Source organism: Notoacmeibacter ruber (assembly GCF_003668555.1).
Taxonomy (GTDB): domain Bacteria; phylum Pseudomonadota; class Alphaproteobacteria; order Rhizobiales; family Rhizobiaceae; genus Notoacmeibacter; species Notoacmeibacter ruber.
This window is the reverse complement of the sequence record NZ_RCWN01000001.1, coordinates 2,523,807-2,536,751: the sequence shown is the minus strand read 5'-3', so window position 1 is coordinate 2,536,751 and position 12,945 is coordinate 2,523,807. Positions and strand designations below refer to the sequence as shown.

The window sequence follows — 12,945 nt, the reverse complement described above, 5'->3', positions numbered from 1 at the left end:
TTATTGGCTCCCGCGACGACGCCGGGAGGCCACGGAGAGGACCGCGACGAAGCCGGCCGTTAGCGCCAGCCACACAGCGCCGATCATCCACGCGCGATAGCCGCGTACCGTATTCCAGAAGCCGGCATTGGTGGGGTGGTCGATCTCCACGAGCCGATCGCGCTCGGTGGAAAAGGCGAAGCCAATGCGTCCTTCCTCGATGATCGCGATATTGCCCCGATCGAGCCCGCTTATGAGAGCTTCGGCCGGCTCGGTGGTACCTGGACGCCACCAGAGACCATAAGCCTTGTCCGTCGCGGCAATCTGAACGATGCCGGGGCGGTTTCCCCCTTCAATATCGATCAAGATTCGACCGTCCGCGTCCCGCAGCACGAGACGGCGGTCGTGGAGAGAAAGCGGGGCGGTCATCGTCTTCGGAAGAGCCGGTCCCACAAAGATAAATGGTTCGGCGATTGGGCCGGTTGGTGCGCCGATGCGAACGTCGACAGGGGCCCGGGCCGGGATCAGCGCCGTGATCATGTTGGAGAGGGCCTGCCATTCCTCTGGATTTTTCGGCGACTCCGGCAGGAAAATCGATACGCCCTTGGCAAAGATCGAGCTCAGTTCGAAGAAATCACTCGGCCTTTCGCCGGTTTCGACGAGCCGCAGCCGGCTGGATGGCAGAAGCTGAACGTCGAACCCTTGCGGGGGATTGGCGCAGTTGCCGGTCAAGGGCTGGCGCTGAAGACGCACCTCGACCGAATTGTCACGCGCCAAAAGCCCTGACGGGATGGGTGAGACTTGCCGAATATGCTCGCCGCCCTCCGTCGTGCTGCCATTCAACATGACGCCATTCAGATAGGTCACCAGCGTTGCGGGCCGGCTTTCGAAGTCGGGGCTCAGGGCCAGGGCGATATCGATATGGCTCGGCAGGGTTCCGGCCGGCAGGTCCACGACGCTGAAGCCTGTTTCGAAGACCGCGCTGTCGACAAGCGTCGTCGATTGCAAATCCGTCAATCGAAAGGTTTCGCGCTGTGTTTCGCTTCGCTCGACCACCGCGATATCAGCCCGGTCGCCCAAGGTGATATCCCGCCAGCGGCTGGTCAGGAGATCCACGGCGGAAGACTGGCTTTCGCCGGAAACGAGAAGCGCCGGACCCTGAACTGTCATTGTCGTTCGTAAGACGCTGTCAGACCCGGGGTCCTTCAGCCCCAACTCGTCGGCTTGGCCGATGGCGATCAGGCCCCGCGACCAGATACCAGCCGGCACACCTTTCGTGACCGCCTGTCTGCTCAGCCCTGCAACTCTGACGGTGCGTCCCTGCGCGGCGAAAAGGCTCTTCAGGCGGATCAGCGCCTCGGCCTCCTCCGCTGCCAGGGCCCGGCGAGGGATCAGTATGTCGATCTCTTTCGGCAAGAGCGCCAGAATGTCCCGGCTGTCGGTCAGGGCTTCGGGTGAAAGGCCGATGCTGAGTTGGCTCGATGCCTGCAATTGCAGGAAGTCGCCGCCGACCCGCTCATCGAGGCAGCGATCCTCCGTGAAGGCTCCGCTATATTCGATGCTCACACGCAGGAAACCCTCCCGTATCGCAGCGGGCCCGATCTTTTCGTCGATGACAAAGTTCTCGTTTTCGGACTGGAGCGCGCGGGTGACGAGAGATCGTCCATTGACGAGAATACGGAGGGTCCGCCGACTCTCATGGGCTGCGCCTGCGCGAAAGACGAGGCGAAGGTGCAGCGAACTTGCCGTCGAGGGTGCCGGAAAGAAGAGGTCGCGGCGACCGGTCATGCCCTGGAATTCCAGTCCCGTCTCAAAACCGAGTTCATCCAGACCGATGACCCTCCGGAAGTCTGACGACGAGGAGAGGGCGTCTGTCTGCCCTATCGCAGGAGAGGTGGATCGATCCCCGGATGCTGAACGGGAGATGGCCGGAGGCGCGGAAAACGTCAGCGTATCAAGCGCCGCACTTCCTTCCGAGAGGGCCGGTATGGCACCGAACAGCGTTTGAAGCCCCGGCCGATCGGTAGCGAATGCGGTCCCGGTCCCCGGGTTGAGGGTCAGGATCAAGGCAAGAAGAACGGCTTTCATGCTTCCAGCCCCTTCGTATCGTGGCGAAGAAGAGCCGTTTCGCGAATGATGGTGCTTGTTTCCTCAGGTCCGGGCGATCGCGATTGATATCCATCGGCTATGAGCGCCTCGATCTCGCGCGCTTTCGCCCCAAATGCTTCGAAGCCAAAGGTCGGCGCCGCGCCGGCCAGATTGTGGAGAATGCGCCTCGCCGTTTCAAAGTCGCCTTGTGCGATGGTCTTCTCGACCGAGCGCAGGCGCTCATCGATACGGGACGCAAAGCGGCGGCGCGCGCCAGCCAGTCGCTCGTGGAATTCTCTATCGGACATCTGACGACACGCCTTCGCTTTTCGACTTTTCAGCTATAGAGAGTAGGCGCATCGCGGGTCCGCGAGGCGCTCCGTGACGCGTGATGAGCGGACATTGCCGCGCCAGCAAATCATCCGTGCTGAAGCGGCGATGGCGCACAAGGAACGAGGGTCTCAAGCGGGCATTCGGTCCGCCGACGCGTCTGCATTGGGCGGGCCAGATCGGACCGGCAAACTTTTTCATGTTTCGCATCATCATGCTGATCCCGTTGGGGCACGGATGGATGCTTTTATAAGGGCAGCGAGGGATCCGGCGGCGCGGCCGGAAGGTTAGAAAGTCACGCTTTCGCATGACGGCCTATCCGTTTGCATAGGCAGATTTGCTGGCCTTGTTCGATCGGCCTGCGATCACCGAGCACCGCTTTGAAATTCCAATACGTAAGAAGTCTTTTGTTTTTCTCGTCTACGAATGTTGATTTCGCACCGGCAGAAAACGTTGGACAAATGGATTTCAGCAATCGCAATCTTGGCCGATACGGTCTCGTGGCCGTGATCGCATTTTATTTTTTGATTATCGCGGCGGCGTCCTGGTTTTTCCCACGCGCCAACTGGGACATGGTCGCCTATACGGCGGTTGCGATCGAGGATGATTACTCCAGCGCGGCCGACCTTCACGCCGCAGCGTGGAGCGCAGTCAGTGACAGGATCAGCAAAGGCGAACTGGTTGTCCTCACCGAAGACCGTCAGTATCGGGTCGATCAATATGCCGACCCCGACGCCTTCGAGTCGATGCTGCCCTTCTATCGGATCAAGGTGCTTTATGTCGAAGCGGCGTCTCTTCTGGCGGAGTTCATGCAACCGGTTGATGCGCTGAGACTCATCAGCACGTTTTCGGTGCTGGCGATTGGCGTCATCTGCCTCATCTGGGTGTGGCCCTCTGCGCGCCTTCCAGACGCGCTTTTGATCCTGCCGCTCGTGGTGCTCAGCGATGTCGGTTATCTCGGTCAGTATGTGGTGCCCGATCTCTTTTCGACCGTTTTTCTGCTTGCCGGAGTTCTGCTCTGGCTGCGCGGCGCGTCCTGGCTTGCGATCCTGCCCTCGCTTCTCGCTATTCTGGCCCGTCCCGACCACGTGGCTTTCATTGGTCTCTGGGCACTCGCAGGCATCGTTACACGCACGGGCTGGAAGCCCATGGTCGTCATGCTGGTTCTGGCGTTGCCGACCTATCTCGTGACCTCAGTTCTCGCCGACCATCCGGGCTGGTGGGTTCATTTCTACTTTTCCAATATCGAGATGGTTTCCACGATCGAAGGGTTTCACCCGGCTTTTTCCCCGATCGCCTATATCGGCGCGATCGTGAAGGGGGCTGTCCGTAGCCTCGTCACGGAGAGCTGGTGGGCGGTTTTCTGCGTCGAAGTACTGGCAGCGGGCTTCATCGTCTTTCAGTGGCGCAAGGTGGACGCACGCATTATCACGATCGTCGGGGCGGCCATGCTCACCATTCCGGCAAAGTTCTTCATCGCTCCGATGTGGGAAACCCGTTTCTATACCGGCTATCTGATCATGATCGGGCTCTGCCTTCTGGGGCCGTTTCATCAGGCGCTTCGCAATTCGTCCGAAACTCGATCGGCAACATAAAAAACCGCCACCCGCATTGCGGGCGGCGGCGTTCTTAGTTCGCGTGCGAGGGACTATTCGCTGGAGCGGATCGTCAGCGCCGGGTTATGGGCGAAGTAGTTGTGCGGCATGATGTGGACGGTCTTCCACTCGGTCGACATGACCGGCCAGTCTTCCATTCTCGGAATGTGGTGGAAGCCTGCCGTGAACCAGGTGACGATGTCCTGACCCTGTAACGGCGCATCGTCTTTCACCCATTCGGCCAGCGTGTCCTCGCCCGTGCTCTGCATGGCATAGCGGCCGCCCGCATAGCGCTCTTCGGGGTCATACACCGTGTTCCAGACCGAATATTCGATATAGGCGTTGCGCTTGAAGGGTGGGTCGTTCTGGAAGTCGAACGGTCCGTAGGCGACAGAGCCGTGATGGATCATCCAGCCGGGCGTATGGCCGAGATAGCCTTCGCGGTCCGGATTGGAGAGGTGATAATAGCGCGGCTTGAACGAACTCACCTGATAGCGCGCATCGAGCTCGCTGTCGGGCATGTTGTTTTCGACCTTCCACATTGAGAGCCGTTCGGCACCCTCTTCGACTTCGGCCGGTACGATATCCATCGTCATGAAGTTGTTCTTCGGCTGATCGACATCGAAATCGATCCGGAAGTTGAAATAGTGATCGTGATTGGCCGCAACGAGATTGGGCGCGATCAATGTGCCGTGCCTGGTGTCTTCCTCTGCGGTGTCGTCGTTGATCGATGTGGAAGCCACGCCCTTCACCGCGTCCAGCCCCGTCGCGCCGACCTTGATCAGGATCTGGCCGTCCTGCCGCAAGCGGTAGTCGATCAGATAATCATAGTTCCCAACCTCGGACGCCGTACGGATCACAAGCTCGGTTTCGCTGCGGCCTTCTGCCGGAACCGGATTGTCGGGCGTTTGTGCGAACACTTCGTAGTGACGCCATGCGGGGTCGCCGATGCTCCGTTCGAAGATGCAGACAGCATCGGGGATCTCCAGCGGATTGGCGGAATCGTCCGAAATGACCGCTGGCAGGAAGGTGGCGTATTCGGGGCAGTCGACACCGGCGCGCAAGGGCGTCAGGAACAGGCCGAAGCCATATTCGCCGCTATCCATATAGGTGCGCCAGTACCAGCCCTGGCCCGGATCCATGTAAGGCACGAAAACCTCGGACAGATGCGCCTGATAGATCACGGATCGCCAGGTGCCCTGATCGTTGACCTCGAGATTGTTGATGACGAGGCCGGGGCGCTTGTCGATCCGATAGTTCAGCCGCCACATGTCCCATTCGATGTGGCTTCCATCGACCGTGTAATTCGGCTCCCCTTCCTGTGACAGTTTGGCGGGGTTGATCGGCTCGCGAAGTTCGACGCGTTCGGCCACTTCCTCCTGGGTGTAACCCCATGGATCGGTCGGGACCGGCACCACACCTTCATCGACGACCTCCAGAACCTCCTTTTTCTGAAGGTCGACGACCGCGAAAAGGCCCTCGATCGGCTTGGCGTAGAAGTTCGAGCCCGTTGGGTTCTGGTAACAGGGTACCCTCATGAGACGCGAATTCTCATAAAGCGGCGTGAAAAAATTGCCGGCGGTCAATGGCAGGCAAAAGACGTCATCCGAGGTCAGATCACGCTTGGCGAGCGCTTCGATCATGCGCTCATCGCTCACCGCCGTCTGCAACGCGCTCATGAACTCCGTAAAGAGGATCATGGGCTGGCCCTCAATCGGCTCGGTGCTTTCGATCGTGCCCTGCGTGATATTCACGAGGGCTTCGGAGAAACCATCGCCATCGGTGTATTGAACAATTGCCTTCCGATCGAGTGTGTCCCCCTCCTGCCACTGAAGGACCTCCTCCTTGGGCGGCTCCTTCAATTCGACGAGCGGGAAAAGCGTCTCCTCGGCAATGGTGCCATTATCATTCAGGATCTGCTTGATGGACTGATATTCCTCGGCGGTAAGGCCATCCAGCGGGTGAGCCTGGGCCAATGAAACCGATAATGCGAGGGCTAGCCCTGCCGCCGCTGTAGCTTCCAGTTTGTGCCTCATGGAGGTTCTCCTCTCCGTGCTTGTAAAAAAGGCTCATGGCAAATCTGCCTGATGAGTAGGCATTAAAGGGAGCAGATTGGCCCGGCGTCTTGACGATTCCGGCCAATCTTACAACGGAAGGGTGTGCCTGAGAGTGATTTGCTCTCTTCAGAGCGGCCTGTTCTGCCGACGAAATGCGGCTGGGCTCATGGCAAACCACTCGCGGGCGGCGCGCGAGAAGGTGCTCTGCTCACCATAGCCGATCCGATAGGCGATTTCCGACAGGGGCAGGTCGGTTCGAACCAGAAGGGCTTCCGCAAAATGGTGCCGGCATTCATCCAGCAAGGCTTGGAAACTGATCTGTTCGGCGCTCAGATACCGCCTCAAGCTGCGCTCTGACATTCCAAGGGCTGCTGCGATCTGTGTCTGGTCAACTGGAGCATGGCCGAGGCGGCGCAGGATCGTGTGCTGGACGCGCCGCGCGACAGGTTCGTCTTGTCCAGAGACGTGCAGTTGAGACGCCATCTGGCGCAGGGCCTGCCCGTAATCCTCCAAAGACGAAGCCGATATGGCCCTGTTGTCCAGCAGCCGTGCCGGCAGGAGAATGGAATTAGTGTCGCCTCCGTAGCTTATATCGAGGCCGATGGCATGGCGGAGTGCGCTCGTCTTCGCGTCTTCCGGGGTCTCGAATGCGATCGCTCGGAATGTGTCCGGTGTGGCGCCGAAAGCGGCGGCGATGGAGGCCACGAAGCCCAGCGTGAATTCCGCATCCGCGTGGCGGGGCCAGATTCGATTGTCGAGAATGCGATAGCAAAACCGGACCGCGTCATCCTCGACCTGTAGTGCAATGTCGGCACCTGATTGCAGAAGCGGAAAACCATTGATCAGCACTTGGAGCGCGTCGCCCAGACGGGGAGCCGATCGTAGCGCCTTGCCCAGATGCCCAAGAGCATCGAGATCATAGCAAGTGCCAAGGCGCCATGCGAAATCGGCGATCGGCGCATCGTCTCTCGCGTTTTCGAACGCGCTGACGAATTCAACGAGCGAGAGACGGGAAAAGTCGGAGAGGTTCAGGCTTTCCTTCCGGCGAGCCTGATGCTGCTCCCCGCTCAGGGTGCGAAATGGGTGATCGATGATCCATTCGCTTTGCAAGTGACCCGGCCGTTCCGACACTACCGGTCTGCAGCGTTGCAAAGCGGGCAAAGAAAGGCAAGTCACCCACCCTTCATGCGAAGCTGTGCCGGCGCTTCAGCTCTCTGGCACGTTGTTTTTCAGTTCGTCGAGCCACGGTCCCGCGACCGCATCGGATGGCGCCCGCCAGTCGCCGCGGGGGCTGAGCGCGCCACCTGAAGAGACTTTCGGCCCGTTGGGAATCGCCGAACGTTTGAACTGGCTGAACTGGAAAAAGCGGATCAGGAAGCTCTCCAGCCATTTCCGGATGGTCGCCAAATCGTATTGGTTCTTGTTCGTCTCGGGAAAAGCCGATGGCCAGATGCCATGCTTGGCATCGTGCCAGGCATGCCAGGCCAGGAACGCGACTTTCGAGGGAGTCTGCCCGAAACGGACGATGTGATGCAGGAAGAAATCGTTCAGTTCGTACGGGCCGATCTTTTCCTCGGTGCTCTGTATCTCGCCGTCTTCGCCCACTGGAACCAGTTCCGGCGAGATCTCCGTTTTCAGAATGGCTTCCAGAATGGCGTCGGTCTGTGGGTCGAACTGATCGGTACTCGTCGCCCAACGAATGAGATACTGGATCAGCGTTTTCGGAACGCCGCAATTGACGGCGTAGTGGCTCATCTGGTCGCCGACACCGTAGGTGCACCATCCGAGCGCGAGCTCCGACAGGTCGCCGGTGCCGATGACGAATCCGCCATGTTGGCCGGCAAGGCGGAAGAGGTAGTCGGTCCGCAGTCCCGCTTGGACATTCTCGAAAGTCACATCGTAGACTGGCTCGCCGTCCGCGAAGGGATGGCCGATATCCTCCAACATCCGCTTTGCTGCGGGTCTGATATCGATTTCCTCGGCCGTGATCTCCAGCGCATTCATCAGCTTCCAGGCGTTTTGCTTCGTGCCTTCGCTCGTGCCGAAGCAGGGCATCGTATAGCCCCTGATGGTAGTGCGCGGCAGGCCGAGCCGGTCGCACGCCTTGGCGGCGACAATGAGAGCGTGGGTGGAATCGAGACCGCCGGAAATGCCGATGATGAGCGATTTCGGCCTGGTCGCCTGGATTCGGCGCATCAGGGCGTCGACCTGAATGTTGAACGCCTCGAAGCAGTCCTCATCCAGCTTGTGCTGACGATTGGGGACGAAGGGAAATCGGCGGATCGGCCTGATGAGGCCAAGATCCCCGGCCTTGAACTCATGATGAAAGGCGATCGTCCTGAAACGGTCTTCGGGCCGCCCGGCATGTTCGGCGGCATCGTTGAAGGTCTGCATGCGCATGCGATCGTTGACGATCCGCTCGCAATCGATATCGGCGATGCAAAGATCCGGATCGAGCGTAAAGCGGTCCGATTCGGCCATGAGATCGCCGAGCTCATAGATCATGCCCTGACCGTCCCATGCGAGATCGGTCGTGCTCTCACCATGGCCGGCGGCCGAATAGATATAGGCCGAGGCGGTGCGGGCCGACTGCGCCCGCGCCAGAAGGTGCCGCTCGTCGGACTTGCCGATCGTGATGTTGGACGCTGACAGGTTGGCGATGATGGTGGCGCCGGCCAGCGCGCCTTCGCAGGAGGGCGGGATAGCGGCCCAGTAATCTTCGCAGATCTCGACGAAGAGCTTGAAGCCCGGCAGATTGTCGGCGGCAAAGATAAGATCGACGCCGAAGGGCGCTTCACACTCGCCGACACGGATCGTCCTGCCGCTTATATTGCGGCCATGGGCGAACCAGCGCTTCTCGTAATATTCTCGATAATTGGGCAGGAAGCTCTTGGGAACGACGCCGAGGAGCCGCCCACGGGCGATGACCAGTGCGCAATTATAGAGCCGGCTGTTGTGCCGAAGGGGCGCGCCGATCAAAAGAACCGGTGAAAGCTCGGTACTTGCCGCCACGATATCGCCGACCGCCGCTTCGACCGCATCCAGAAGTGCAGCCTGCATGTGCAGATCGTCGAGCGCGTAGGAGGACAGGCAAAGTTCCGGCAGCACAAGAAGATCCAGACCGGCTTCGTCGGCGCGGCGCGCTTCCTCGAGGATGGACTCGCGATTGAAGGCGACATCGGCGGTCCTTACGCGCGGTGTGCTGGCTCCCGCCCGGATGAAGCCGTGCTGGTGAAGGTCGTAAAAAGACTGCTTCATTGGGTCGCTCATCGATAATTCCAAGGCTGTCTCATGCGCTCAACGATCCTGTCACATTGTCCGTAACAGAAAACCGGCAACCCTGCTGCTCTGAAAGAGCAATAAGCGAAGCCAATATCTGCGCTCGACAGGAATGAAGGGGAGCCGCTAGCGGCGTTTCACTTGCGCGGCTGATAAGATTAAATTCTTTTTAAGCATAATGAGCGCATTTTATCCTATCTTGAGACAGGAGTGACGCTGCATGGCCAGACGCTTTTTCGGTCCACGCGAACAGAGCCGTAAAACCCAGACCCTCGACCTGCCTGTCCGGGCGATACAGGCGATGGCCATTCCGGCCTTCATGCTCGATGCCGATGGAGCGGTTGTTCTCTGGAATGCCGCCTGCGAGCAGCTGACCGGGATCGCGGCGGCGGATGTGGTCGGGACGAAGGGGCACTGGAAAGGCTTCTACAAGGAAGAGCGGCCGTGCCTTGCCGATCTCGCCTTCGGCAAGAATCCCGAACTCGTGGCCAATCTCTACGCGGCGCAATCGCGCCAGATGAGTGGACCGGACCTTCGCGCCGAAAACTGGTGCGATCTACCGGCGGGCGGGCGGCGTTATCTTCTTATCGATGCCTGCCCGATCATGAATGACGAGGGGGCCGTCATCGCGGTCGTCGAAACTCTGCAGGACAGAACGGATCAGGAGAACCGGCGGATCGAACAGGAGGAGGCGCGGACCACGCAGGCCGCAGTTGTAACCGAAATCGGCGATGCGCTGTGCGCTCTGGCCGAAGGCGATCTGTCTTCCGATCTTTGCGGACCCTTTCCGCCGCAATACGAGCCGCTCCGCCAGAATTTCAACCACGCCCTTAGCCATTTGCGCGAGACGATCAGCTCGGTGATCGCCAACACCGTCCGGATCGACGGAGACTGCAGCGACCTCATGAAGGCGTCGGCCGAACTGTCGGACAGAACCGGACAGCAGGCAGCGAACATCCAGCAGACCGTGGCTTCTCTTACCGAGCTCAGTCAGGGCCTCAAGGCGACCTCGGACGGCGCCGCAAAGGCCAATCGGGCGATCGACGAGACGCTGGAACAGGCCCGCAACTCATCCGGGATCGTTCAGGAAACGATTGCGGCGATGAAGGCCATCGACGATTTCTCGTCGCAGATTAATCAGGTCGTCGCGGTCATTGAGGAACTGGCCTTTCAGACGAACCTTCTGGCGCTGAATGCCGGCGTTGAGGCGGCCCGTGCGGGTGAATCCGGTCGAGGCTTCGCCGTGGTGGCGCAGGAAGTCCGCGAGCTGGCGCAGCGATCGGCCAAGGAATCCAACGGCGTTAAGACGCTGCTGGAAACCTCGAAAGCGCAAGTGAGCAAGGGTGTTGAACTGGTTGATCGGACCGGTGAAGCATTGCAAGCGATCGTAGAGAAGGCAGGCGTCGTCGACCAGATCGTTGGCGATCTGGCGCGTGCGACCGTCGAACAGACCAGCACGGTGGAGGATATTCATGGTGCCGCGAACGATCTGGACCAGTTGACGATGAAGAATGCACAGATGGCGGAAGAGGGTGCCGAGGCCAATCAGCATCTCGTCGATCAGGCCCGCGAACTGGCGCAGATGCTTCGTCGCTTCAACGTTTCGGCGGACTCGGTCCGCCCTGCTGGCGCCCGCGCCCGCGCTGCGTGATCGGCACGGCCTGAGGCCTTCGCCTCACAAATTCGTTCTTCACAACAAAAACCCGGCTCTCAAGCGAGAGCCGGGTTTTTCGCTGTGCAAGCGTGAGATGGAGAACCCCAGCGCCGCCGGTCAGGCCGCGCTGGAGTAGCTGGAAGAGCGCGCCGTCTGCGCCCCTTTGCTTTCGGTCGCTTCGTCGGTCAGGACGAACATGTCGACCAGCTGGGTCAGGGCGTCCGAACTGCTCCGCAGGTTCTGACATGCCGCATTGGTCTCTTCGGCGATCGCCGCGTTCTGCTGTGTTGTTTCATCCATCGTGCCGACCGCGCGGTTCACGGCAGCCAGGCTGTCGGCCTGTTCGCGCGCTGCAGAGACCACGGCTCCGATATTCTGGCTGATATCCTCGACATAGCGTTCGATTTCGGTCAGCGCTTCCATCGTGTCGTCGACGAGCTTGACGCCGGAATTCACGTTGGAGGTCGCGTCGCCAATCAGCGATTTGATCTCGTTGGCCGCATTGCTGGTGCGCTGGGCGAGGGTGCGCACCTCCTGAGCCACGACAGCGAATCCGTTGCCGGCTTCCCCTGCGCGGGCCGCCTCGACACCGGCATTCAGTGCCAGAAGGTTCGTCTGGAAGGCGATGTCGTTGATGACCTCGATGATGCTGACGATCTTGGTGGACGATTCCGAGATGTCCGACATGGCGTGTTTGGTGTTGGAGACGACCGTCCGCGAATGCTTGGCGCAATCGGTCGCTTCGTTGACGATCCTGCCCACGCGGTCGGCACGCTGGGCGGTATCCTGAACCGTCTCGGTGATCTGCCGCGATTTCTCGGCCGTTTCCTCGACCGAAGCAGCTTGGCGCTCTGTGCGCTGAGAAAGGTCGGTCGCGGCGACGCTGATCTCGTTCGTGCCGGCGCGAACAGAATTGGCCGTATCGCGAATTTCGTTCAGCGTCGACGAAAGCCGCGCCACCGCGTTGTTGAAGTCGTTTTTGATGTCGACGAATTCATCGTCGATCTGTGTGATGCGCACCGTCAGATCGCCATCCGCAAGCTGTTCGAGCGCCTGCCCGATCTTCCTTGTCGCCGAGTCTCTGGTTTTCGAAACGCGCTCCCGTTCCGCTTCGCCCCGCTGGCGCTCCGCATCGAAGGCGGCGCGATCGGAGGCGGCTTTTTCCTCTGCGACCGTTTTTTCGCCGGCGGCGACGCGAAACACGTTCAGAGCATCGGCCACGACGCCGATCGCATCATGGCGGTCGCGTTCCGGCACTTCACTCTCCGTATCGCCGGCCTGAAGGGCCTCCACACGGTGGGCTAGCGCGGAAAGCGGGCGGCTGACGATGCGGCTCAGGGCGAAGAGCAGAATGGCGACGATGGTGAACTGGATGAGCGCCTGGGTCAGCAGGATCTGCCAGCCGAAAGCGAAGCCGATATTGTTGAGCCGCTCGGTGCTCCAGACCGTCGCCACATAGCCACGCGGTTCACCGGCACTGTCGGCATCGAGGGGTACGATGATGGTCGCGGTCTCGTTTCCCGCCTGATTGGTCTTGATCAGAGAACTTGTCGAAACGGATGGCATGAGTTCGTCGAAGGCGGCCTGCGCGCGCGAGACGTCGTCATAGAGAAAGGCCTGCGAAAAGACTGGGTTCTTGTCGCGGTCGAACGCCATGAAGTAGCGCAGGTCGTGATCTTCCCCGTCATCGAAGCTGGCATAGGATTCCTGGATCGCTTCGGGCACATCCCATTTAATGCCGCCGGCCGCCATTCGGGCCATCTGTTCGACCTCTCGCTGCCAGCTGATATAGGCATCGCTGCGGAGGGTCTTTTCCACGGACGTTTCAAGGACGAGCACGGTAATCGCAACGCCGATCAGATTGCTCACGATCAGAACGGCCACAAGCTTGGCTGTGAACGACAGATTCTTGAAAGATGATAGGAACTTCATAGGATTACCCCGTCCTGCCTTTGGCTCCGCG

At 60.0% G+C, this 12,945-nt stretch carries 8 protein-coding genes; 2 read left to right on the top strand and 6 right to left on the bottom strand.

Features of this window, described 5'->3' with window-relative positions:
• Both D8780_RS12110 and D8780_RS12105 read right to left on the bottom strand, forming a co-directional pair.
• Positions 1 to 2,067, bottom strand: coding sequence for a hypothetical protein (locus D8780_RS12110; protein ID WP_121645824.1), 2,067 nt, complete (start codon positions 2,065 to 2,067; stop codon positions 1 to 3).
• A complete protein-coding gene (locus D8780_RS12105; protein ID WP_121645823.1) occupies positions 2,064 to 2,375 on the bottom strand; it encodes an Hpt domain-containing protein in 312 nt (103 codons plus the stop codon). Before D8780_RS12105 ends, D8780_RS12110 begins: the two co-directional genes overlap by 4 nt.
• A 483-nt stretch (positions 2,376 to 2,858) precedes the next feature.
• On the opposite strand from D8780_RS12105, the gene D8780_RS12095 reads away from it, so the two are divergent.
• Complete coding sequence (locus D8780_RS12095) at positions 2,859 to 3,992, top strand: hypothetical protein (RefSeq protein WP_121645821.1); 1,134 nt, start codon at positions 2,859 to 2,861, stop codon at positions 3,990 to 3,992.
• Between the two features lie 53 nt (positions 3,993 to 4,045).
• On the opposite strand, the gene D8780_RS12090 is transcribed toward D8780_RS12095, so the two are convergent.
• The 3 genes from D8780_RS12090 to D8780_RS12080 all read right to left on the bottom strand — a co-directional run bounded on the left by D8780_RS12090 (position 4,046) and on the right by D8780_RS12080 (position 9,307).
• On the bottom strand, positions 4,046 to 6,028 hold the full coding sequence (locus D8780_RS12090; RefSeq protein WP_121645820.1) for a copper amine oxidase: 1,983 nt from the start codon (positions 6,026 to 6,028) through the stop codon (positions 4,046 to 4,048).
• Between the two features lie 147 nt (positions 6,029 to 6,175).
• Complete coding sequence (qhpR, locus tag D8780_RS12085; protein WP_158598502.1) at positions 6,176 to 7,159, bottom strand: AraC-like transcriptional regulator QhpR; 984 nt, start codon at positions 7,157 to 7,159, stop codon at positions 6,176 to 6,178.
• Between the two features lie 96 nt (positions 7,160 to 7,255).
• Positions 7,256 to 9,307: an NAD(+) synthase gene (locus D8780_RS12080; RefSeq protein WP_199699600.1), complete on the bottom strand. Its 2,052-nt coding sequence runs from the start codon at positions 9,305 to 9,307 to the stop codon at positions 7,256 to 7,258.
• Between the two features lie 241 nt (positions 9,308 to 9,548).
• Between D8780_RS12080 and D8780_RS12075 the strand changes: the two genes are divergently transcribed.
• On the top strand, positions 9,549 to 10,979 hold the full coding sequence (locus tag D8780_RS12075) for a methyl-accepting chemotaxis protein (RefSeq protein ID WP_121645817.1): 1,431 nt from the start codon (positions 9,549 to 9,551) through the stop codon (positions 10,977 to 10,979).
• A 120-nt stretch (positions 10,980 to 11,099) separates the two neighbouring features.
• Here the strand turns inward: D8780_RS12075 and D8780_RS12070 are convergent, their stop codons facing one another.
• Positions 11,100 to 12,914: a methyl-accepting chemotaxis protein gene (locus D8780_RS12070; RefSeq protein ID WP_121645816.1), complete on the bottom strand. Its 1,815-nt coding sequence runs from the start codon at positions 12,912 to 12,914 to the stop codon at positions 11,100 to 11,102.
• Positions 12,915 to 12,945 lie beyond the last annotated feature (31 nt).